This window comes from Sphaerotilus mobilis, assembly GCF_004216565.1.
GTDB lineage: Bacteria > Pseudomonadota > Gammaproteobacteria > Burkholderiales > Burkholderiaceae_C > Sphaerotilus > Sphaerotilus mobilis.
In genome coordinates this window covers 612,215-634,733 of sequence record NZ_SGWV01000007.1, presented here as the reverse complement: position 1 = coordinate 634,733, position 22,519 = coordinate 612,215, and the positions used below count along the sequence as shown (strand labels likewise).

The following is a 22,519-nucleotide window of genomic DNA, read 5'->3' as shown; positions in this document are numbered from 1 at the left end:
CTTCAGCTCACTTTCTCGATGTTGACGAGGAAGGCCTTGAACTCCGGCGTCTGCGAGTTGGCGTCGCCGACGAACGGGGTCAGGGCATTGGCCAGGTAGCCGTTCTGCGTCACCCCCTTGAAGCCCCAGTGGATCGGGATGCCGACGTGGTGGACCTTCTTGCCGTTGACGTCCAGAGCCTTCATGCGCTTGGTCACCACGCAGGCCGCGATGACCTCGCCACGCTTGCTGCGCACCTTGACCTGGTCGCCCTGCTTGATGCCCTTCTCCTTGGCCAGCTCCTCACCGATCTCGATGAAGGGCGCGGGCTGGACGATGGCATTGCTGCGCGAGTGCTTGGTCCAGTAGTGCAGGTGCTCGGTCAGGCGGTAGGTCGTGGCGGCATACGGGAACTCGTCTTGTTTGCCGAAGTTCTCGCGGTCACCCTTGTAGACCCGCGCCGCAGGGTTGCTGACCGCGCCCGGGTTGGTCGGACACATCAGGTTCACGCCCAGCGGGGTCTCGAAGGGCTCGTAGTGCTCGGGGAAGGGGCCCTCGTTCATGCCCACCGCATGCAGTCTCGCGACGCCTTCTGGGTTCATGATGAAGGCGCCAACGCCCTGCTCGGGAGCCGCGTCCGGACGCATGTCGGGGATGTCGGCCCCACCGGCCCAGGACGTTCCGTTCCAGGCCAGGTACTTGCGCGAGGGATCCCACGGCTTGCCGTCCTTGTCGGCCGAGGCGCGGTTGTAGAGGATGCGGCGGTTGGCCGGCCAGGCGAAGCCCCAGTTCGGGAACACGCCCAGTCCGGTCGGATCGCTGTTGTCGCGCCGTGCGGTCAGGTTGCCCGCCGGGCCCCAGCAACCGGCGTAGATCCAGTTGCCGCAGCTCGTCGAGCCATCGTCACGCAGCACCGCGAAGCCAGGGATCTGCTCGCCCGCCTTGACCAGCGGAGCGACCGGCGCCGCAGGGGCTGCGGCAACGGCCGGCTTGGCAGCGGCAGCGGCCGGCTTGGCACCTGCGATGGCTGCTGCAGCTGCAGGTGCGGCTGCGGGTGCGGGCGGGAACAGGTCGACCAAGGCCTTGCCGGAGATCTCGCGCAGCAACTCGCCCGGCTGGGGCACGTTGGCGTTCAGGTAGGGCCAGTTCAGCGCGGCGATCGGCTCGGGCAGCGCACCGCCGTCCTTGGCATACATGCCGCGCAGCTTGACGAACAGGCGCGCCATGATTTCCGAGTCCGGCTTGGCCTCGCCCGGTGGGTCGACAGCCTTCTCCTTCCAGCTGATGACGCGGCTGGAGTTGGTGAAGGAGCCGGTCTCCTCGGCGAAGCAGCTGGTCGGGAAGCGGAAGACCTCGGTCTGGATCTTGGAAGGATCGGCGTCGTTGAGCGGGCCGTAGTTCTTCCAGAACTCGCTGGTCTCGGTCTCCAGCGGGTCCATGATGACCAGGTACTTCAGCTTGGCCAGGCTCTCCGACAGCTTCTTCTTGTTGGGCACCGCCGCCAGCGGGTTGAAGCCCTGCACGATGAAGCCGTTGACCTTGCCCTGGTGCATGCGCTCGAAGATGGCCAGGATGTCGTAGGCGCCATCCCGCTTCGGGATCCAGTCGTAGGCGAACTGGTTGTCGGCCGTCGCGGCATTGCCGTAGTAGGCCTTCATCAGGCTGGTCTGCCACTTCGGGAAGTTCTGCGTGAAGGCCATCTGGCCCGGCCGCAGCGCCTTGCCGGTGCGTGCGGCCAGGTAGGTCGCACGGTCGACGTCCGCATCGGTCGGTGCACCGATGTAGCCCGACAACACCTCGGTGTAGGCACACATGTCGGTGATGCCCTGCACGTTGGCATGGCCTCGCAGCGCGTTGATGCCTCCACCCGGACGACCCATGTTGCCCAGCAGCAGCTGGATCATGGCCATCGTGCGGATGTTCTGCGAGCCCACCGAGTGCTGGGTCCAGCCCAGGGCGTAGCAGATGGTCATCACCTTGTCGGGCGCCGAGGTGCCGGCCAGCATCTCGCACACCTTCAGGAACTTGTCCTTGGGCGTGCCGGTGATCTGGCTGACCAGCTCGGGCGTGTACCGCGCATAGTGCTTCTTCATCTGCTGGAACACGCATTGCGGGTTCTGCAGGGTGTCGTCGACCTTGACGAAGCCGTCCTCGCCCAACTGGTAGCCCCAGCTGGACTTGTCGTAGCTGCGCTTCTCGGCGTTGTAGCCGCTGAAGAAGCCGTTATCGAACGAGTAGCCTTCCTTGACGAGGAAGGTGGCGTCCGTGTTCAGCTTGACGTAGTCGAGGTGGACCTTCTCGTTGCTCAGCAGGTAGTTGAGGACACCACCCAGGAAGGCGATGTCGGTCCCCACGCGGATCGGCGCGTAGAAGTCGGCCACGGCGGCCGAGCGCGTGAAACGTGGGTCGACCACGATGAGCTTGGCCTTGCGCTGCTGCATGGCCTCGGTCACCCACTTGAAGCCGCAGGGGTGGGCTTCGGCGGCATTGCCGCCCATGATCAGGACGAGATCGGTGTTCTTGATATCCGTCCATGAATTGGTCATCGCTCCGCGACCGAAAGTCGGGCCCAGACTGGACACCGTCGGTGCGTGTCAGATGCGTGCTTGCGTGTCCAGGGCAACCATGCCCAGGCCACGAGCGATCTTGACGCTCAGATAACCGGATTCGTTGGAGGAGGCGGACGAGATCAGGAAGGCGGACGTGTTCCAGCGGTTGACCGTCACGCCCTTGTCGTTGGCCTTGATGAAGTTCGCATCGCGGTCGGCCTTCATGTGCGTGGCCACACGCGTCAGCGCTTCTTCCCAGGACAGGCGCTTCCACTCGCTGCTGCCGGCTTCGCGGACCTGCGGGAACTTGACGCGATCCTTGGACTGGATCATGTCCATCACGCCGGCGCCCTTCGGGCACAGCGTGCCGCGGTTGACCGGGTGGTCGGGGTCGCCCTCGACGTGCACGATGGTCGACTTGACGTTCTTCGCCTTGTCGCCGAGCGTGTACATGATCATTCCGCAGCTGACCGAGCAATACGGGCAGATGCTGCGGGTCTCGGTGGTCCGGGCCAGCTTGAAGCTGCGCGTCTCGGCCAAGGCGGCCGTGGGCGAGAAGCCCAACGCGACGAGGCTGGACGCTGCCAACCCTGCTCCACTGACCCGGAAGAACTGTCTCCGGTCCATGTCCATGGGTGAGATCTCCTTGGGCGTTGCGCCCGACGTGTGCGAGGCCCTTCACAGGCCACTTTTGCAGAACCCGCTCGATTCAATCGCCGACGGCCGTGGCCAGCCATCGGGGCTGATCCTTAGGGGGTCCTGCCAATTTGTCGCAGACGCGGCGCCGCCGCCGGCGCGAGGGCTGCCGGGTCCTGCCGGTAGTAGCCCGACAGCAGCGCGTAGAGTGCCGGCTCATGGTCAAGCAGCCGTTCGGGCGCGACGAAGAAGGCCTCGCTGGCGACCGGGAAGAACTCCTCCAGGCCGTGCACGCCATAGGGATCCAGGGCGGTCGGCTCGCCCGCTTCGACCTGCCTGACCAGGCGGGCGTGGGCGGCCTCCATGACCTGCAGCCAGTGGCGGCGAGCGGCCGCATGGGGCTGAGGAGGCACCCCGTCGGCCTCGCCATCGAGCATGTCGAGGACATGCACAAACTCGTGGACGACGACGTTGTAGCCGTCCTCGGCGGTCTCGCCGCTGGCGGCGACCTCGCTCCAGGCCAGCATCACCGGACCGCCGGGCATGGCCTCGCCGGCCAGTTCCTCGCTGCCTTCGTGGCAGACGCCGTCCTCGTCGACCCACTGCCGCTGCGCCCGCACCTCGGCGGGGTGCAGCACGATGCCGACGAATCCGTCGTAGGCCGCCAGGTCGAGGTGCAGGACCGGCAGGCAAGCCTGCGCGGCCACCGCCACCGCCATCTCATCGGTCACAACCAGCCCGCCAGCGCCATGGAACTCGTGGCGGTCCAGGAAGACGGCGCAGTCCTCGCGCAGCTTGAGCAGGTCGGCCAGCGGTCGGCGCTTCAGGAAGGGCAGGCGGTGCAGCGTGTCCAGCCACAGCTCGTCGGGTATGGCGCGCTGCTGGCGGGCCCGGGCATCGCGCCAGCGGCGCCACCAGCTCAGCATGATCAGGCCCGACTCAGGACAAGTTGTCGCCGCAGGGCGGGCGGCGAGCCAGGCCCGTGGCGCTCCAGCGCAACACGTCGGCGCGCTGCAGTGCGTGGCCGCCGGGCAGGTCGTGCCAGTCGCTCAGGACCCAGCGCGACAGGCCGCCGCCCAGGTCGTGCCGGGCCGGTCGGTGCGTGTGGCCGTGCACCAGCGTGCGGGCGCCGGACTGTTGCAGTGCGGTGCGCACGGCGCGGTCGTCGAGGTCGCCGTAGGACTCGACGCCTTCGGACTGCTTGCGCGCTTCGCTGGCCTCGCGCAGCTGGCGGGCGATGGCGCGGCGCTCGGCCAAGGGCCGGGCCAGGAAGGAGTCCTGCCAGGCGGCGCTGCGCACCTGTGTGCGGAAGGCCTGATAGGCCGTGTCGTCCAGGCACCAGGCGTCGCCGTGGGCGACCAGCAGTCGTTCGCCCCATGGGGCGATCAGCACGGTGGGGTCGACCAGGGCCTGCAGGCCGGCGGCCATGCAGGCGGACGGGCCGAACAGGAAATCGCGGTTGCCGACGAGGAAGGCGAGCGCCAGTGGCCGCGCGCGGGTCCGCTGGGCGGCAACCAGCGCGGCCATCAGCGCGGCGATTGCGCGGGCCTCGAAGCTGCCCGGCTCGGCCAGGCTGTCGTCGCCGATCCAGACCTCGAAGATGTCGCCCAGCAGCAGCACCGCGTCGGCGTCGGTGTGCTGCAGGTGCGTGACCAGCGCGGCCAGCGAGGCGGGGGTGTCCTCGGCCAGATGCAGGTCGGCGATGAACTCGACCGCCTGCCAGTGCGCCGGCAAGGTCCACGCAGACGCCGCGATGGCGTCGACGTGGCGCTCCTCGGCCAGGGTCACGCGGTGACGACCACGGCCTTGGTGATGACCACGTCCTCGACCGGCACGTCGTCGTGGTGGCCACGGGTGCCGGTGCGGACCTTCTCGATCTGGTCGACGATCTCGGTGCCGGCGACGACGCGGCCGAACACCGCATAGCCCCAGCCCTGCGGCGACTCGGAGCGGAAGTTCAGGAAGTCGTTGTTGACGGTGTTGATGAAGAACTGCGCGGTGGCCGAATGCGGTGCGTTGGTTCGCGCCATCGCCAAGGTGTACTTGTCGTTCTTCAGGCCGTTGTTGGCCTCGTTCTGGATCGCGGCCTGGGTGGGCTTCTGCTTGAGGCCCGGCTCCATGCCGCCGCCCTGGACCATGAAGCCCTTGATGACGCGGTGGAACACCGTGCCGTCGTAGTGGCCGCTGGCGACGTAGCTCAGGAAGTTGGCGGCCGACAGCGGCGCCTTGGCGTCGTCGAGCTCGATGCGGATGACGCCGGCGGTGGTGTGAAGGTCGACTTGAGGGGCTGCCATGTTCATTTCTCCAGGGTGGCTTTCTTGATGATGACGGGTTCGTTGGGCACGTTCTGATGCATGCCACGGTTGCCGGTGGGCACGGCGCGGATCTTGTCGACCACGTCCATGCCTTCGACGACCTTGCCGAAGACGGCGTAGCCGTTGCCGTCCTGCGAGTTCGGCTGGTCGAGGAAGAGGTTGTCCTTGACGTTGATGAAGAACTGCGCGGTGGCCGAGTCCGGCACCATGGTGCGGGCCATCGCGATCGAGCCGCGCACATTGGACAGGCCGTTGCGGCTCTCCAGCGGGATCGGCGCCTTGGTGGTCTTTTCCTTCATGCTGGCGTCCATGCCGCCGCCCTGGATCATGAAGTTCGGGATCACGCGGTGGAACACCGTGCCGTCGTAGTGACCGGCCTTGACGTAGCCGAGGTAGTTCTCGACCGTCTTGGGGGCCTTGGCGGCATCGAGTTCGACGACGATGTCGCCGACCGTGGTCGACAGGCGCACCTTCTGTGCGAGGACCGCGCCGCTCAGCGCGAGGCCCAGGGTGAGAGCGGCAGCGCCGCGGGCCAAGGTGGCCAGTTTCATTCGAGGACTCCTTCGGAAAAGATGCGCCATTGTCCGCTGTCGTGCGACCAGTACTGGCGCCGCATCAGCCCGTGCGTGCTGCCGCGCAGCCGTTCACGGAAGGTCACCACCAGCAGTTCGCGTGGGTCGTTCCAGCTCAGCACGCTGAGCTCATCGAGCTCACGTTCGCGGCCCGCGCCGGCCTTGGCTTCGACGCGCAGCCGTTCGCGCCACGCATCGTAGCCATCCTCGCCGTTGTCGAAGTGCATCGAGTACAGCGCCATCAAACCATCGAGGTCCGGCTGCATGCGGGCCCGGCGCCAGGTCTCGATCAGGCCGAGCGCGGTCTGGCGCGGTGCCATCAGCGCCCGGGGCGCGACCCAGTCCAGCCGTTCGGCCACGATGACCGGCGTGTGCCGGGGCGCGAGCAGGCGCAGCCAGCGCGCCAGGTCGTCGTTGGCCATCACGATGCAGCCGTTGGTTGCCAGGGGCGCGCGGGCGTACTGGCCGGTCGGCGTGCCGTGGATCCAGATGTTGGCGCCGGTGCGGCCGAGCTGGCGATCGAGGTCGTTGGGGTAGTTCAGCGGCAAGGCGCCCGCGCCATAGAAGTCGCCTAGCTGGGCACCCGCCAGGTGGCTGGTGATGCTGTAGACCCCGAGCGGCGTGCGCTGGTCGCCCTCGCTGCGCTTGCCGGTGCCGCGGCTGCCGATGGAGACGTAGTGGTCGCCGACGATGCGCGGGCTGCCGGCCTGGTTCTCGATCACGTAGAGCCGCGCCCGCGTGGTGTCGACGGCAACCACATGCCGCACGCTGGCCGAGAGCTGCAGCACCTGACGCGGCCAGGTGCCCGCCGGCGGGGCCTCGCGCAGGGCCTGCAGGCGCAGCACGGCCTCACGCCGCAGAGCCTGTCCTTGCGGCGGGTTGGCGTTGGTCGTCGACGGGGTGAGGTCGCCGGTGGACGCCAGCAGCAGGTCGCCATAGACCAGCTGGGCCAGCGCGAACTGCGGCACGTCGCGGACCAACGATTCGACCGCCGCCAGCGCCTGCGGCAGGCGCGCCTGACCGATCAGGCGGTAGACCGCGATCAGGCGCGCCTCGGGTGCCGCCCCGCGCGGGGCCGACACGGCGTCGTCATCGGGCTGGATCGTCGTTGCATAGGCCGTTGCGAGGTCGATGTCATCGGCCGGGACCGCGCTGGCGATGGGCTTGTCGACCGGCCGTGTGCGGGCCCAGGCCAGCGACATGCCGCCCGCCAGCAAGGCGAGGCTGAGCAGCGCGACCCATGCCAGACGCGGCAACGCGGCAGGGGCCTCTGTGGACGTCATGGAGGCGAAAGGCGGGGTGTCGACGGTCACGTCAGGCGCGGCAGTCCGGGGTGGCGGTTCGGCGCTGGCCGCAGGGCTTGCGGCCAGCGCTGGATTGTCGGCGCGTGCCGGCGTCAGCGGACGGGATGCGGCCTTCGGCAAGGTCCACGGCAAGGTCAACGGCAAGCTGTCGCCGCGGGTCTGGCCCAGCGCTTGGTCATAGGCGTGGCGGGCCATCTGGCCATGCAACAGTTGCAGCAGCTCGTAGCTGCGCGCATGCATCGGGCTGGTCCGCAGGGCGGCCTCCAGATGGGACCGTGCGGCGGGCCCGTCCTGGTCCTGGATGGCCAGCGTCGCCAGGTTCATGTGGGGCTCGGGACGATCGGGCCAGCGACGCGCCAGCGCCTCCAGTTGCAGGCGGGCCGCGTCGCGTTGACCGCTGCGTGCCAGGCCCAGTGCGACGTCGAGCTCGATGGCCAAGGGGTCGTTGACCTGCAGGTCCGCCGAGGCTTGCGCGCGAGCCCCGTTAGCAAGGCCGATCAGCAGGCCCAGGACCAGCGCCAGCAGGGCTCCCATGCGGGCTGCCGGACCCTTCGAGCAGACCGGTCGACAGGCCGTCCGCGAGGGCGGTCGCAAGGGTGGCGCAAGGCTCACGTCAGAGGGTCCAGGGCTATACTGATTTCATTCTAGGGGAGGCTGCACGAGGGCCTGGACAGGCCCCGCAAGGTGGCCGTTCCGAGGGGCGCGCGACTTGCGGTTGTCAAGCCTGAATCCCCCTGTTCGAGCGGGTCCTGCGAGGTCTGACCAGGGTTGCACCCGCTCGATGTCACCAACATGCGAAGCGCCCGGAGTTGCGTCGTTCTATGCGCCTACACAACAGCCTGACCCGCGCGGTCGAGACCTTCGAATCGCAGGAGCCGGGTCACGTCCGGATGTACGTCTGCGGCATGACGATCTATGACCTCTGTCACATCGGCCATGCCCGCATGATGATGGCCTTCGACGTGGTCTACCGCTGGCTGCGAGCCAGCGGATACAAGGTCACGTATGTCCGCAACATCACCGACATCGACGACAAGATCATCCGCCGCGCGACGGAGCGTGGCATCACGATCCGCGCCCTGACCGACGAGATGATCGCGGCCATGCACCAGGACATCGGCGCGCTGGGCATCGAGCGCCCGACCCATGAGCCGCGTGCGACCGAATATGTGCCGCAGATGCTGGACCTGATCGGCCGCCTGCAGGACAAGGGTCTGGCCTACCGCAGCGGCACCGGCGACATGAACTACGCGGTGCGCCGCTTCGAGGGCTACGGCAAGCTGTCGGGCAAGTCGCTCGACCAACTGCGCGCCGGCGAGCGCGTGGCCGTCAACGACGGCAAGGACGACCCGCTGGACTTCGTGCTGTGGAAGTCGGCCAAGCCCGAGGAGCCGGCCGACGTCAAGTACGAGAGCCGCTTCGGCACCGGTCGTCCGGGCTGGCACATCGAGTGCTCGGCCATGAGCTGCGCGCTGCTAGGCGAGCAGTTCGACATCCACGGCGGCGGCCTGGACTTGCAGTTCCCGCACCACGAGAACGAGATCGCCCAGACCGAGGGCGCGACCGGCCGTCCGTGGGTGCGCTACTGGATGCACAACGGCTTCTTGAACGTCGACAACGAGAAGATGTCGAAGTCGTTGGGCAACTTCTTCACCATCCGCGACGTGCTCAAGAGCTACGACGGCGAGACGGTGCGCTTCTTCATGCTGCGGGTCCACTACCGCAGCCCCTTCAACTTCAGCGATGCCGGCCTGGACGATGCCCGCAACGCGCTGACCCGGCTCTACACCGCACTTGACGGTGTCGAGGTCGACGCCGATGCGCCGATCGACTGGACCGTGGACGCGGCCGCGCGCTTCAAGGCCGCGATGGACGACGACTTCAACACGCCGATCGCGGTGTCCGTGCTGTTCGAGCTGGCCGGTGAGGTCAACCGCAGCCGCGACCGCGTGTCCGCCAGCTTGCTGCGCCAGCTTGCGGGTGTGCTGGGCGTGTTGCAGCAGGCGCCGCGTGCCTACCTGCAAGGCGGGGCGAGTTCGGGTCTGGACGAAGCCGCGATCGCCGCTCAGATCGAAGCCCGCAAGGCGGCCAAGGCAGCGCGCAACTTTGCCGAGGCTGACCGCATCCGTGATGTCTTGGCGGCGCAGGGCGTGATCCTCAAGGACACCCCGCAGGGGACGACCTGGGTCAAGGCTTGAGCGCCCCGATGAGCACGCCCGCGACGTCGTCGCTGGTCACGCCCGACTACTGGGACGAGGCCTGCCGGCACCTGATGAAGCGCGATCGGGTCATGAAGAAGCTGATCCCGCGCTTCGGCGAGGCGCGGCTGCAAAGCCGCGGCGACGCCTTCACGACGCTGGCGCGCTCCATCGTCGGCCAGCAGATCTCGGTCAAAGCGGCCCAGTCGGTGTGGCTGCGCTTTCTGGCGCTCGGGGCGACAGCCGATGCGCCACTGCAGCCTGGCTGGGTCATCGATCTCGGGGTCGAAGCCATGCGCTCGGCTGGCTTGTCGGCCCGCAAATGCGACTACCTGCGCGACCTGGCCCAACACTTCATCGACGGCGAGGTGCATGAGTCGCACTGGTCGGCGATGGATGACGAGGCCATCATCGAAGAACTGGTGGCCATCCGCGGCATCGGCCGCTGGACTGCTGAGATGTTCCTCATCTTCCACCTGATGCGCCCGAACGTCCTGCCGCTGGACGACCTCGGCCTGATCAAGGGCATCAGCTTGAACTACTTCAGCGGCGAGCCGGTTTCGCGTGCCGAGGCGCGCGAGGTCGGGGACGCCTGGGCGCCCTTCCGGTCGGTGGCGACCTGGTACGTCTGGCGCAGCCTCGATCCCTTGCCGGTGGACTACTGATCTACACTGCCCACCCATTTCTAGCCACGTGCTGGCGCGGCATGTGCTTGTTACAGGCAACCGTCCAACCAGCCACAGGAAAGGCGCCCATGAGCAAACGACACTTCCTCGAATTCGAGCAACCGATCGCCGAACTCGAGACCAAGATCGAAGAGCTGCGCTACGTGCAGAACGAGTCTGCGGTCGACATCTCCGAGGAGATCGACCGGCTCTCCAAGAAGAGCCTTCAGCTCGCCAAGGACATCTACTCCAGCCTGTCGCCTTGGCAGGTCACGCTGATCGCCCGACACCCCCAGCGTCCCTACACGCTGGACTACGTCAACGAGGTTTTCACCGACTTTCAGGAACTGCACGGCGACCGCCACTACGCCGACGACCTGTCCATCGTGGGCGGCCTGGCCCGGTTCAATGGCCAGCCCTGCATGGTGCTGGGCCACCAGAAGGGCCGTGACACCAAGGAGCGCGCCGCGCGCAACTTCGGCATGTCGCGCCCCGAGGGCTACCGCAAGGCCCTGCGCCTGATGAAGCTGGCCGAGAAGTTCGGCCTGCCGGTCTTCACCTTCGTCGACACGCCCGGCGCCTACCCCGGCATCGGTGCCGAAGAGCGCGGCCAGTCCGAGGCCATCGGCCGCAACATCTTCGAGATGGCGCAACTGGAAGTGCCCATCATCACGACCATCATCGGCGAGGGCGGCTCCGGTGGGGCGCTGGCCATCAGCGTGGCCGACCAGGTGCTGATGCTGCAGTTCTCGGTCTACTCGGTGATCTCGCCCGAGGGCTGTGCGTCCATCCTCTGGAAGACCTCCGAGCGCGCCAGCGATGCGGCCGAGGCCCTGGGCATCACCGCGCACCGCCTGAAGGCGCTGTCGCTGGTCGACAAGATCGTCAGCGAGCCGGTCGGGGGCGCACACCGCGACCCGAAGGCCATGGCCGCATCGCTCAAGCGTGCGCTCAACGATGCGCTGCGCCAGGTCTCCGACCTGAAGACCCGCGATCTGCTCAATCAGCGCTATGCGCGCCTGCAGTCCTACGGCCGCTACAACGACACCAAAGCCTGAGCCGCTCGCGCCTCAGCCCACGACGGCCGTCCCGGCATGACCGGGCCGGCCGTTCTGCTTTCCGAGGCCTGCCGCGATGACTGACGCGATGCCCGCCGCGATGCCAGCTGCGCTTGAGCTTGACGACCTGCCGGCGCTGGCGGGCTTGCGGCATGTGGCTGTCGCGTACAGCGGCGGGCGCGACTCCAGCGTGTTGCTGCACATGGCCTGCTGGTGGGCCGCGCGCAGCGGTGTGCAGGTGCATGCGCTGCACGTCCAACACGGCTTGAGCGCCCACGCAGCGGCGTGGGAGGCCCATTGCGCCGCGCAGGTGCAGGCCTGGTCCGACCTCTGTCACGTCGATCTGCGCGTGCGCCGACTGGCCCTGGTCGTGCCACCCGGTGCCAGCCTGGAGGCGCATGCCCGGACGGCGCGCTACCAAGCCCTGGCAGAGATGGCCCGCGAGGCCGGCTGCGACACCGTGCTGCTGGCCCATCACCGCGACGACCAGGTCGAGACCTTCTTGCTGCAGGCGCTGCGTGGCGCCGGTCCGTCAGGCTTGTCGGCCATGCCCGGTGACATCGTGCGTGACGGCTTGCGCTGGGTCCGACCTTGGCTGGATCGGCCACGTGCCGAGCTGGAGGCCCATCGAGTGGCTCATCGCCTGAGCCACGTGGAGGACGACAGCAACGCCGATCCACGCATGGCCCGCAACCGGCTGCGCCTGAAAGTCCTGCCGGCCTTGCGAAGCGCCTTCGCGCAGGCCGACGAGGCTCTTTTGACCAGCGTGCGCATGGCCCAGGACGCCCGGGTCTGCCTGGATGCTTTGGCCCAGGTCGACCTGAGCGCGGTGCGAGATCCGGACGATCCGCAGGCGCTGTCCATCGCCCGCCTGGCGGGACTGGACCCCGCCCGGCGCCGCAACCTGCTGCGGCGTTGGTTGCTCGACCAGGGCGAGCGTGCGCCGGGGCAGTCGCAGCTGATGCGGCTGTCGACCGAACCGTTGCAGGCGCCCGACGGGCGCTGGGCCACGCCAGGCGGTGTGGTCCATGCCTACCGCGCCCGCCTTCGCTGGGTGGCCCAGGGCGATGCCGTGCCGCGTGGCGCGCCGATCTGCCGGGTTCCGCTGCAGGCGGGACGGTATGAGGTACCCGAATGGCTGGGCTCGGTGGTGATCGAGTCGGCCGACACCGGTGGCATCGCGCTGGCCGGCGTCGACGCGGTCGAGTTGCGAGCGCGGCGAGGCGGTGAGCAATTCCAGTCCCACACCGGCGGACCGCCCCGGTCGTTGAAGAAGCAGTTCCAGGCGGCCGGTGTGCCGCCATGGGCGCGCCAGGCGCCCTTGCTGTGGCGAGGCGATGCGCTGGTGCTGGTGCCTGGCCTGGGCGTGGATGCGCGGGCACGCGCGCCGGACGGTCAAGCGCAGTGGAGCTTGAGTTGGGAGCCGTGGCCGGCAGCAGGTCGTTAAAATGTCGGGTTTCCCGCGCGGCAGTCGCGCGGCAGATCTTTATCAGCAACCGACATGGCCTTGATCGTTCACAAGTACGGCGGCACCTCGATGGGCTCACCCGAGCGCATCCGCAACGTCGCCAAGCGCGTCGCCAAGTGGGCGCGTGCCGGCCACCAGATGGTGGTCGTGCCCTCCGCGATGAGCGGTGAAACCAACCGCCTGCTGGGCCTGGCCAAGGAGGTCTCGCCGGCCGTCCAGACGCCGGCCGTGCTGCGCGAACTCGACATGATCGCCTGCACCGGCGAGCAGGTCTCCGTGGGTCTGCTGGCGCTGGCGCTGCAGGCCGAGGGCATGGAGGCCATCAGCTACAACGGCTGGCAGGTGCCCATCAAGACCGACCAGGCCTACACCAAGGCCCGCATCGAGAGCATCGACGACGCTCGTGTGCGCGCCGATCTGGCCGCTGGCCGGGTGGTTGTCATCACCGGCTTCCAGGGCATCGACGGCGACGGCAACGTGACGACGCTGGGCCGTGGCGGCTCGGACACGTCAGCGGTGGCCGTGGCGGCGGCGATGAAGGCCGCCGAGTGCCTGATCTACACCGACGTCGACGGCGTCTACACCACCGACCCGCGCGTTGTGCCTGAGGCGCGTCGGCTGCACACCGTCTCCTTCGAGGAGATGCTGGAGATGGCCAGTCTGGGCTCCAAGGTGCTGCAGATCCGGTCAGTTGAGTTTGCGGGCAAGTACCGCGTGCCGATGCGGGTCCTGTCGAGCTTCACGCCGTGGGACATCGCCATCGAGGAAGAAGCCAAGTCGGGCACGCTGATCACTTTCGAGGAAGACGAGAAGATGGAACAAGCCGTTGTGTCGGGCATCGCGTTCAACCGCGACGAAGCCAAGATCACCGTGATGGGTGTGCCGGACAAGCCGGGCATCGCCTACAGCATCCTGGGCAAGGTCGCGGATGCCAACATCGATGTGGACGTGATCATCCAGAACGTCTCGCACGACGGCCGCACCGATTTTTCGTTCACGGTCCATCGCAACGATTACCAGCGCACCGTTGACTTGCTCAACAAGGATGTCGTGCCGGCACTGGGCGCCAAGGAAGTCCTGGGCGACACGAAGATCTGTAAGGTCTCGATCGTCGGCATCGGCATGCGCTCGCACGCCGGTGTGGCCAGCACGATGTTCCGCGCGCTCAGCGAGGAAGGCATCAACATCCAGATGATCACCACCAGCGAGATCAAGACCTCCGTCGTGATCGACGAGAAGTACATGGAGCTGGCGGTGCGCGCCCTGCACAAGGCTTTTGACCTCGACCAGCCCAACACTTGATGGACGGATCGGGTGGTGCCGCCGAGCGGCGCTGCCTGTGGTTTGAAGCGGCCGGGGCTGGAGCCTGAAGAGATTCAGGCTATACTCTTCCTTCTTCGGAGACGTGACCGAGTGGCCGAAGGTGCTCCCCTGCTAAGGGAGTATGCGCCAAAAGCGCATCGAGGGTTCGAATCCCTCCGTCTCCGCCAAGATCGAAGCCCAAGTGATGGATTCACTTGGGCTTTTTTCTTGCCCGTTATGCCGCCACGGCCCGCAACGCCAAGGCCTTGCTGGCGATGTCCTGCAGGTCCAGGACCGGGACCAGGCGGCGGGGGCCGGTGGCGGGGTTGACCTGGGCCAAGCGGGACGCCGTGATCGGGCTGGGGCTGCGGTGGCGGAGCATGCCGGCGACGGCGGGTTGCCAGCCGGCCGACTCGATGGTCAGCAGGCGTGGGACGACAAAGCCCATGCGGTGGACGCCGCTGCGCACCACGAGGATGCTGGCCTCTGGATCGATCGGGCCGGCGTCGACGCCGCTCCAGCGGCGCAGGCACAGCAGCACGACCGGTCGGTCGCGGTGCATCACCAGACCGAGCCACGGGTTGCAGCCGTCGTCGTCCAGACCGGCACGGTCGGCCCGCCAGGGCAGCACCTCGTCGATCTGGTCGATGGGCGTGCCGGCTTCTGCCGGCAATGCGTAGGTGATCAACGTCAGTGCCGATGTGGCCGCCTCACGCGTGGCGAGCGCGCTGTCCGCATGGCGTGCTTGGCCATGCAGGCTGGCTAAGTTCGACAGCTCCGCGTGCGCCGTCCAGCGCTGCGCATCAAGGGCCAGCACGGGGCTGGCGTCCCGGTCGTCGGACGGTTGTTCCAGCGTCAGCACGCCGGCGAACCATTGCGCTTGTGTGACCCGCCCGCCCGGCATTGCTTGCAGTGCCGTGGCGGGCAGTTGGCGCACGTCCAGCACCGCGCCGATGGCAAGACCCAGCAGGCCGCCGTCGGTGTCGAGCAGCAGGGCCTGACGGGCCTGGCCTTCGGCCAGCGCACCCAGGCCGCTGCGGGCCAGCGGGTCGATGACCGTGATCGGGTGGCTCGGGTGCGGCCACTCGCCCAGGCAGTCGGTGTTGCCGGGCATGCGGCTGAGCACGCTGGGGCGCAGGCCGTCCAGAGGGACGGCCATGCGCACGCGGGCTGAATCGATCGCCAGACGCCAATCGCCGGCCTGGACCAGCAGCCAATGGATCCCGCCCGGGATCGTCGAGCGGCCCGGCCTCGCGCCTTCGGCGGTATCGTCAGGCGGGGTCGCCGTCCGGGGATCGCGACAGCGTGGCACCTGGGGCAGGGCCATCAGGGCCGGGGGATGCAGCACGCTGAGCAGCTCGCCATGGTCCGGTCGGACCAGCGAGCCCCGCACGCAGGGCTCGCTGCCATCGGCCAGCGTGACGGCCTGCACGCGCTCGGCCGAGGCCTGGAAGATGCCGGTGACCGCGTCGGCGCACAGGCCCAGCAGGTGGCCGGCGTGGGCGATGACGATGACCAGCGGGGCGACGTCCTCGGGCCTGTCAGCGGCGGCGGCAGCCGCACCGGCGAGTCGGCGCAGGTCGACCACCGGCAGCATCAGACCGCGCAACTCGATGGCACCGGTGACGCAGGCGGCCGTGCCCGGCCAGACCGACAGGCGACCCGCTGGCACGGCCTCGCGCAGGTGCTCCAGTGGCACCGCGTAGGAGGCGCCGCCGAGGGTGAAGCTGCCCCAGTGGCTCGGCTCAGTCGACGGCGACACGGCTCAGGTCTTCGATCAGCACCGAGACCTCGGCGGCCACCTGGCGCTGCCGTTCGGTCGACAGGGCAATGGCGCTGACATTGCGTCCGGCCTTCTCGATGGCGGCCAGCACGGCCTCGAAGCTGTGCGCCGCCTCGTGGCTGACGGTCGCGCCGTGGGCGATCTGCTGGACCGACTGCTGGATCAAGCGGGTGATCTCGGCGGCGGCCTGGGCGCTGCGCTCGGCGAGCTTGCGGACCTCGATGGCGACGACCGAAAAGCCCACGCCCTGTTCCCCAGCCCGCGCCGCCTCGATCGCGGCGTTGAAGGCCAGCAGATTGGTCTGGGCGGCGATCTCGCTGATCACGCGCACGATCTGCGACATCTGGTCCGAGCTGGTCTCGATCACGCCGATGGCCTGGATCGACTTGGTCAGCGCCTCGTGCCCGGCGGTCGCCGCCCGCACCGCTTCCTGCGAGATTTCCTCGGCCACGCCGGAGTTGGCGGCGATCTGGGTGATGGAGTCCAGCAGCCCGCGCACGCTGCCCGACATCTCGTGGGACTTGCTTTGCACGCGCTGCTCAAGCTGCACCTCGTGGGTGACGTCGTAGGCGTACTTGACGATCTTCATGACCCGGCCGTTGAGGTCCAGCACCGGGTTGTAGGCGGCCTGGATCCAGACATCGCGGCCGAACTTGCCGCGCCGGTGGAAGCGCCCGCTGATGAACTTGCCTTCGCCCAGCTGCAGCCAGAAGTCGCGGTACTCGCGGCTGCGGGTGTAGTCGGGCGGACAGAACAGGCTGTGGTGCTGGCCCTGGATCTCGCGCAGCGTGTAGCCCATGGCGGCCAGGAAGTTGCGATTGGCCGTCAGCACATGGCCGTCGAGGTCGAACTCGATGACGGCCTGGGCCCGGTCGATCGCCGCCACCTTGGCCTCGAACTCGGCGTTGTGCAGCTTGCTGACGGTCACGTCCTGGGCGAACTTGACGACCTTCCACGGCTTGCCGGTGAGGTCGAAAACCGGGTTGTAGGTGGCCTGGATCCAGACCTCACGACCGTCGCGGCCGATGCGCCGGTACTCGCCACTCATGAAGTCGCCCTGGGCGAGCCGGTCCCAGAACACGGTGTAGGCCGTGCTGGCGGCTTCGGCCGGATCGACGAACAGCCGATGGTGCTGGCCCAGCACCTCGCCAGCCTGGTAGCCCAGCAGGCGCAGGAAGTTGTCGTTGGCACGCAGCACGCGCCCGCTCAGGTCGAACTCGATGACGGCCTGCGAGCGCGAGATCGCCGTCGACCAGGCGCGCGACTCGTGCGCCGCCTGGCGCTGCTCGGACACGTCGGCCGCGACCTGGATGACCTTGCGGACCTGGCCCTGGGCATCGGTCAGTGGCAGGTAGGACGACTGGATGTAGAGCGAACGCCCGTCACGGTGCAGGCGGTGGTAGTCGCCGCGCTGGATCAGGCCGGCTCGCAGGCGGGTCCACATGACGATGTCGTCCGAATGCGAGGGCATGCCGACCTCGCACAACACGCTGTGGTGTTGGTCGAGCAGTTCGCCTTCGGGGTAGCCGAACAGGGTCAGGTAGGGCTCGTTGGCCCACAGCAGCACACCGTCGGGCGTGTAGTGCGCCATCGCGTGGCTGGCACCCAGCGCCGCGAAGAAGGCACCGGCATCGTCTTGCGGGTCTGCGACGACGTGGTCGCGGTCGGCAGCGGCCAGCGTGGCGGGATTGAGGGGGACGTTCAAGGGCACAACTCCAGGGCGGTCAGGCGGTGACTGCGCGGAACTGCCGCAGTTCAGGTGATCCAGACCTTAATGGCCGGCGCCGCCCTGGCATCGAAGGAGAAGAGCCCCTGAAGTCGCGCTTCTTGCGCCGTTGTTCAGATCGGCGCGATTGGCGCGATTGGCGCGATCGGCAGCTGCACGTCGCCGCACTGGGCCCGGTGGCGCAGCGCATGGTCCATGACGACCAGGGCCAGCATGGCTTCTGCGATCGGCGTGGCGCGGATGCCCACACACGGGTCGTGACGACCGAAGGTCTCGACGACGGTGGGCTCGCCGGCCCGGTTGATCGACGGCTTGGGACTGCGGATCGAGCTGGTCGGCTTGATCGCCAGCGACACGACCAGCTCCTGCCCGGTCGAGATGCCGCCCAGCACGCCGCCGGCATGGTTGCTGGCGAATCCGGCCGGCGTCAGACCATCACCATGTTCGCTGCCGCGCTGGGCCACGCTGGCAAAGCCGGCGCCGATCTCCACGCCCTTGACCGCGTTGATGCCCATCATCGCGTGGGCGATGTCGGCGTCGAGCTTGTCGTAGAGCGGCTCGCCCAGGCCGACCGGCACGCCGCGCGCGCGCACCTCGATGCGTGCGCCGACCGAGTCGCCAGCCTTGCGCAGCGCGTCCATGTAGGCCTCCAGCCGCTCGACGATGCCGGCGTTGGGGGCGAAGAAGGGGTTGAGCGGGATCTGGGTCTCGTCCTCGTGCGGGATGTCGATCTCGCCGAGTGCGCTCATCCAGCCGGTGAAGGTGGTGCCGTGGGCCTCGTGCAGCCACTTCTTGGCGACCGCACCGGCGGCCACCATCGGCGCGGTCATGCGGGCCGACGACCGGCCGCCGCCGCGCGGGTCGCGCAGGCCGTACTTGCGCCAGTAGGTGTAGTCGGCATGGCCCGGTCGGAAGGTGTCGAGGATGTTGCCGTAGTCCTTGCTGCGCTGGTCGGTGTTGCGGATCAGCAGGGCGATCGGCGTGCCGGTGGTCAGACCCTCGTAGACACCCGACAGGATCTCGACCTGATCGGGCTCGTTGCGCTGGGTGACATGGCGGCTGGTGCCGGGGCGGCGGCGGTCCAGGTCGGGCTGGATGTCGGCCTCGGACAGGGCCATGCCCGGGGGGCAGCCGTCGATCACGCAGCCGATCGCGGGGCCGTGGCTCTCGCCGAAGTTGGTGACGCAGAACAGGTGACCGAAGGTGCTGCCGGACATCGCGCGGACCTGCCAGTGCAGGCGTGGGAAACAGGGGCCGCGATTGTAGGGGGGGCACCCCTGGCCGAACGGGCTCGCAGCCCGGCGGTGGACGGCTTTGCCAGTCCCGGTTGCAGCCCCGGAGAAGGCCGGCAAAACGCCTGTTGCTCAGCGCTTCGGACTGGGGCACGACGCGAACAATCCATCTCCAGCACCCCGCCTTCGGTTCCACCTTCACGGGTCTTCCGGATGGCCAGGGACGGGGTCATGTCAACCCGACCGACCCGCGAACGCACACCGAGGTAACCCATGAGCATGGTTCTTGACTCTCTCCCGGCCACCAGCAGCAATCACGCCAGCAGCGGCGGCAAGGCCGGCCGGTCCGTCAGCGGGGCGGCCCATGGCGCGTCCGGCTCCAACCACCTGGGTGGGGAGTTCCTGACCTTCCGCCTTGGCAGCGAGGAATACGGCATCGAGATCCTGAAGGTTCAGGAGATCCGCTCCTACGAGCCGCCGACCCGCATCGCCAATGCCGCGCCCTTCTTCAAGGGTGTCGTCAACCTGCGCGGCGTGATTGTCCCGATCGTCGACCTGCGCCTGAAGTTCGGCTGCGACAACGCCGACTACAACGGCTTCACCGTCGTGATCGTGCTGAACATCCGCGGCCGCGTCGTTGGTGCGGTGGTCGACTCGGTCTCCGACGTGCTGGAACTGCCCGGCGAGGCCGTGCGTCCCGCACCGGACATCAGCGCCGCCGTCGACACCAGCTACATCACCGGCATCGCCAACGTCGCCGACCGCATGCTGATCCTGATGGACATCGAGGCCCTGATGAGCGGCGCCGAGATGGGCCTGATCGAAGCCGCGATGCACTGACACGGCGCGACGCCACCGGCGCTCGACCCAAACGACGAAGGGCACCTTGCGGTGCCCTTCTTGCGTTGCGAGCCGCGAACCGCGTCAGCCGCCGGTCGCCTGCGCAGCCTTGGCCTGATCGGCCGCCTCTTCCTCGACCGGCCAGTCGCGGATGTAGGCCTTGAGCATGCGGTTCTCGAAGTCCTGGCTGTCGACCACCGCCTTGGCGACGTCGTAGAAGGAGATCACGCCCATCAGCGTGCGCTCGGTCAGCACGGGCATGTAGCGGGCATGGCGCTCCAGCATCATGCGGCGGACTTCATCGATCTCGGTGCCGGGGGTGCAGGTCAGCGGGTGGTCGTCCATCACGCCGCGCACGGTCGACTGGCCGACGCTGCCACCGTTCTTGACCACCGCCTGAATGACCTCGCGGAAGGTCAGCATGCCGACCAGGTCGCCGTGGTGCATGACCACCAGCGAACCGATGTCGTTTTCGCTCATGGCAAGGATGGCGTCCGACAGCGGCTGGTCCGGCGAAACCGTGAACAGCGTGTTGCCCTTGACGCGCAGGATGTCGCTGACTTTCATGGGAACTCTCCTCGTCCTGGATGGCGGGTGCGCAGTGGGCGCTCTGGAATCAATATAGCCCACAATCCCGGCCGCCCCGACACGAGGAGAACCCCATGGCAGGCGTCTCGGACCCTGGTTTTGACACCCTCGCGCTCCATGCTGGCGCAGGCCCTGACAGCGCCACCGGCGCGCGTGCGGTGCCGCTCTACCTGAGCACGTCCTTCGTCTTCGAATCGACCGAACACGCGGCCTCGCTGTTCAACCTGGAACGGCCCGGCCACGTCTACAGCCGGCTGTCCAACCCGACCACCGCCGTGTTCGAGGAACGCATGGCCGCGCTCGACGGCGGCGTTGGCGCGCTGGCCACCGCCAGCGGTCAGGCGGCCCTGACCCTTGCGATCACGACGCTGGCGGGCGCCGGCCACCACATCGTCGCCAGCAGCGCCTTGTACGGCGGCTCGCACAACCTGCTCGCCTACACGCTGCCGCGACTGGGCATCCACACCACCTTCGTGCCGCCGGGCGACCTCGATGCCTGGCGCGCCGCGATCCGGCCCGAGACCCGGCTGCTGTTCGGCGAGACGCTCGGCAACCCCGGCCTGAACGTGCTGGACATCCCCGCGCTGGCCCAGCTCGGCCGTGACCACGGCCTGCCACTGCTGGTCGATGCCACCTTCGCGACGCCCTGGCTGCAGCGTCCGGCCGAACTGGGCGCCGCGCTGGTGATGCATTCGGCGACCAAGTTCCTTTGCGGCCACGGCACGGTGGTGGGCGGCGTGCTGGTCGACGGCGGCAACTTCGACTGGCAGGGCGCGCACGACACACACGGCCGCTGCCCCGAGTTGTGCGAGCCCTACGCCGGCTTCCACGGCATGGTGTTCACGGAGGAAAGCCCCGTCGCTGCCTTTGGCCTGCGGGCCCGCCGCGAAGGCCTGCGCGACTTCGGCGCCTGCATGAGCCCGCACACCGCCTGGCTGATGTTGCAGGGCATCGAGACCCTGTCGCTGCGCATGCAGCGCCACATCGACAACACCCGCCGCGTGGTCGACTTCCTGGCCGGCCATGCGGGCGTCGAACGGGTCGCCTACCCGGAGCTGCCGGGCCACCCGGACCACGCACTGGCGCAGCGGCTGTTGCCACGGGGCTGTGGCGCCGTCTTCAGCTTTGACCTCAAAGGCGGCCGCGCAGCCGGACGCGCCTTCATCGAGGCGCTGGAGATCTTCAGCCACCTGGCCAATGTCGGTGATGCGCGTTCGCTGGTGATCCATCCGGCCTCGACGACCCACTTCCGCATGGACGACGCCGCGCTGGCCGCCGCCGGCATCGGGCCCGGCACGGTGCGCCTGTCGATTGGGCTGGAAAGCGCCGACGACCTGGTCGATGACCTGAAGCGGGCGCTGAAGACCGCTGAGAAGACCGCCGAGAAGGTCGCCGGGAATGCCGCTGCAACACCCGTCGGGAGCCGCTGATGCAGATCATCGACCTTGCCACCCCCGCCGGTCCGGTCGGCCTGTATGCCTACACCGGCGGCAAGCCGTGGTCGGACGACGACAGCCGCCCGGTCGTCGTCTTTGTGCACGGCGCCCTCAACGACCACAGCGTCTGGACCCTGCCGGCGCGCTGGTTCGCACACCATGGCTGGCGCGTGCTGGCGGTCGACCTGCCCGGCCATGGCCGCAGCACCGGCCCGGCGCAGGCCAGCGTGGCCGATCTGGCCGAGACCTTGCTGGCGCTGTTGGCGCGTCTGGGCGTGAACCGCGCCGCGCTGGTCGGCCACAGCATGGGTTCGCTGATCGGACTGGAAGCCGCCGCCCGCTGCGCCGGTGCGGACAGCGCGCGGCAGATCGACCACCTGGTGCTGGTTGGCACCGCCGTGCCGATGCCGGTCTCGCCGGCCTTGCTGCAGACCGCTGCGACCGAGCCACAGAAGGCCATCGACATGGTGGTCAGCTTCGCCCACAGCAGCCTGGCCGCCAAGCCCGGCAACCCCGGTCCGGGCACCTGGCACCACGGCGCCAGCCGGATGTTGATGCGGCGGGTGCTGGCCCGATCCGCCGGCCTGGCGGGCATCGAGCACAACCTCTTTCACCACGACTTCGGCCTGTGCAATGGCTACACCGTCGGGCTCGATGCGGCAGATCGCATCGCCGCGGGTGGCCGCACCCGTTGCGCGGCCATCCTGGGCGAGCGCGACCGCATGACCTTGCCGCGTGCCGCGCGCGACGTCTGCGCCCGGCTGGACGCGGTCGTGCACAGCCTGCCCCACGCGGGCCACGAGTTGATGCAGGAAGACCCAGAGGGCCTGCTCAAGGCACTCAGGGCCGCACTGCAGGCGGGCTGATC

At 68.4% G+C, this 22,519-nt stretch carries 18 protein-coding genes and 1 tRNA gene; 9 read left to right on the top strand and 10 right to left on the bottom strand.

What is annotated here, in order from left to right; translation table 11 throughout:
- Window positions 1-2: 2 nt before the first annotated feature.
- The 6 genes from fdnG to EV685_RS03075 form a co-directional block, all read right to left on the bottom strand.
- Window positions 3-3,161, bottom strand: a complete 3,159-nt coding sequence (gene fdnG / locus EV685_RS03105) for a formate dehydrogenase-N subunit alpha (RefSeq protein ID WP_165396699.1) — start codon at window positions 3,159-3,161, stop codon at window positions 3-5.
- Between the two features lie 116 nt (window positions 3,162-3,277).
- Window positions 3,278-4,090, bottom strand: a complete 813-nt coding sequence (locus EV685_RS03095; RefSeq protein ID WP_130480489.1) for a M90 family metallopeptidase — start codon at window positions 4,088-4,090, stop codon at window positions 3,278-3,280.
- Between the two features lie 13 nt (window positions 4,091-4,103).
- Window positions 4,104-4,952 (bottom strand): UDP-2,3-diacylglucosamine diphosphatase, encoded by an 849-nt coding sequence (locus EV685_RS03090; RefSeq protein WP_338054425.1) that lies wholly within the window; start codon window positions 4,950-4,952, stop codon window positions 4,104-4,106.
- Window positions 4,949-5,458 carry a peptidylprolyl isomerase gene (locus EV685_RS03085; protein ID WP_130480488.1) on the bottom strand — a complete coding sequence of 170 codons (510 nt, stop codon included), beginning with the start codon at window positions 5,456-5,458 and terminating at the stop codon, window positions 4,949-4,951. The genes EV685_RS03090 and EV685_RS03085 overlap by 4 nt, the downstream gene beginning before the upstream one ends.
- A gap of 2 nt (window positions 5,459-5,460) precedes the next feature.
- Window positions 5,461-6,030, bottom strand: coding sequence for a peptidylprolyl isomerase (locus EV685_RS03080; RefSeq protein ID WP_130480487.1), 570 nt, complete (start codon window positions 6,028-6,030; stop codon window positions 5,461-5,463).
- The gene (locus EV685_RS03075) at window positions 6,027-7,889 is read right to left on the bottom strand and encodes a L,D-transpeptidase (RefSeq protein ID WP_130480486.1); all 1,863 of its coding nucleotides are present in this window, start codon (window positions 7,887-7,889) and stop codon (window positions 6,027-6,029) included. The genes EV685_RS03080 and EV685_RS03075 overlap by 4 nt, the downstream gene beginning before the upstream one ends.
- Before the next feature lie 287 nt (window positions 7,890-8,176).
- Between EV685_RS03075 and cysS the strand changes: the two genes are divergently transcribed.
- The 6 genes from cysS (at window position 8,177) to EV685_RS03045 (ending at window position 14,234) form a co-directional block, all read left to right on the top strand.
- Window positions 8,177-9,553: a cysteine--tRNA ligase gene (cysS, locus tag EV685_RS03070; protein WP_130480485.1), complete on the top strand. Its 1,377-nt coding sequence runs from the start codon at window positions 8,177-8,179 to the stop codon at window positions 9,551-9,553.
- Window positions 9,554-9,561: 8 nt separating this feature from the next.
- A complete protein-coding gene (locus EV685_RS03065; RefSeq protein ID WP_130480484.1) occupies window positions 9,562-10,218 on the top strand; it encodes a DNA-3-methyladenine glycosylase family protein in 657 nt (218 codons plus the stop codon).
- An 89-nt stretch (window positions 10,219-10,307) separates the two neighbouring features.
- Window positions 10,308-11,276, top strand: coding sequence for an acetyl-CoA carboxylase carboxyltransferase subunit alpha (locus EV685_RS03060; RefSeq protein WP_130480483.1), 969 nt, complete (start codon window positions 10,308-10,310; stop codon window positions 11,274-11,276).
- Window positions 11,277-11,352: 76 nt separating this feature from the next.
- Window positions 11,353-12,723, top strand: a complete 1,371-nt coding sequence (gene tilS, locus EV685_RS03055) for a tRNA lysidine(34) synthetase TilS (protein WP_242615389.1) — start codon at window positions 11,353-11,355, stop codon at window positions 12,721-12,723.
- Between the two features lie 54 nt (window positions 12,724-12,777).
- On the top strand, window positions 12,778-14,046 hold the full coding sequence (locus tag EV685_RS03050) for an aspartate kinase (protein ID WP_130480482.1): 1,269 nt from the start codon (window positions 12,778-12,780) through the stop codon (window positions 14,044-14,046).
- 97 nt (window positions 14,047-14,143) lie between these two features.
- Window positions 14,144-14,234: transfer RNA gene (locus EV685_RS03045), tRNA-Ser, on the top strand.
- A gap of 47 nt (window positions 14,235-14,281) precedes the next feature.
- Here EV685_RS03045 and EV685_RS03040 read toward each other — a convergent pair.
- The 3 genes from EV685_RS03040 to aroC form a co-directional block, all read right to left on the bottom strand.
- On the bottom strand, window positions 14,282-15,808 hold the full coding sequence (locus EV685_RS03040; protein WP_130480481.1) for a chemotaxis protein CheW: 1,527 nt from the start codon (window positions 15,806-15,808) through the stop codon (window positions 14,282-14,284).
- The gene (locus tag EV685_RS03035) at window positions 15,792-17,534 is read right to left on the bottom strand and encodes a methyl-accepting chemotaxis protein (protein ID WP_130480480.1); all 1,743 of its coding nucleotides are present in this window, start codon (window positions 17,532-17,534) and stop codon (window positions 15,792-15,794) included. The genes EV685_RS03040 and EV685_RS03035 overlap by 17 nt, the downstream gene beginning before the upstream one ends.
- 134 nt (window positions 17,535-17,668) lie before the next feature.
- Window positions 17,669-18,772, bottom strand: coding sequence for a chorismate synthase (aroC, locus tag EV685_RS03030; protein ID WP_130480479.1), 1,104 nt, complete (start codon window positions 18,770-18,772; stop codon window positions 17,669-17,671).
- Between the two features lie 288 nt (window positions 18,773-19,060).
- Here aroC and EV685_RS03025 point away from each other — a divergent pair, with 288 nt between their 5' ends.
- Window positions 19,061-19,627: a chemotaxis protein CheW gene (locus tag EV685_RS03025; RefSeq protein ID WP_130480478.1), complete on the top strand. Its 567-nt coding sequence runs from the start codon at window positions 19,061-19,063 to the stop codon at window positions 19,625-19,627.
- An 84-nt stretch (window positions 19,628-19,711) separates the two neighbouring features.
- On the opposite strand, the gene EV685_RS03020 is transcribed toward EV685_RS03025, so the two are convergent.
- Entirely contained in the window at window positions 19,712-20,194 is a 483-nt protein-coding gene (locus tag EV685_RS03020) for a CBS domain-containing protein (protein ID WP_130480477.1), read from the bottom strand.
- A 95-nt stretch (window positions 20,195-20,289) separates the two neighbouring features.
- Between EV685_RS03020 and EV685_RS03015 the strand changes: the two genes are divergently transcribed.
- Together EV685_RS03015 and EV685_RS03010 are read left to right on the top strand one after the other, a co-directional pair.
- On the top strand, window positions 20,290-21,645 hold the full coding sequence (locus EV685_RS03015; RefSeq protein ID WP_130480476.1) for an O-acetylhomoserine aminocarboxypropyltransferase: 1,356 nt from the start codon (window positions 20,290-20,292) through the stop codon (window positions 21,643-21,645).
- On the top strand, window positions 21,645-22,517 hold the full coding sequence (locus tag EV685_RS03010) for an alpha/beta fold hydrolase (protein WP_130480475.1): 873 nt from the start codon (window positions 21,645-21,647) through the stop codon (window positions 22,515-22,517). The genes EV685_RS03015 and EV685_RS03010 overlap by 1 nt, the downstream gene beginning before the upstream one ends.
- The last annotated feature ends 2 nt before the right edge of the window (window positions 22,518-22,519 follow it).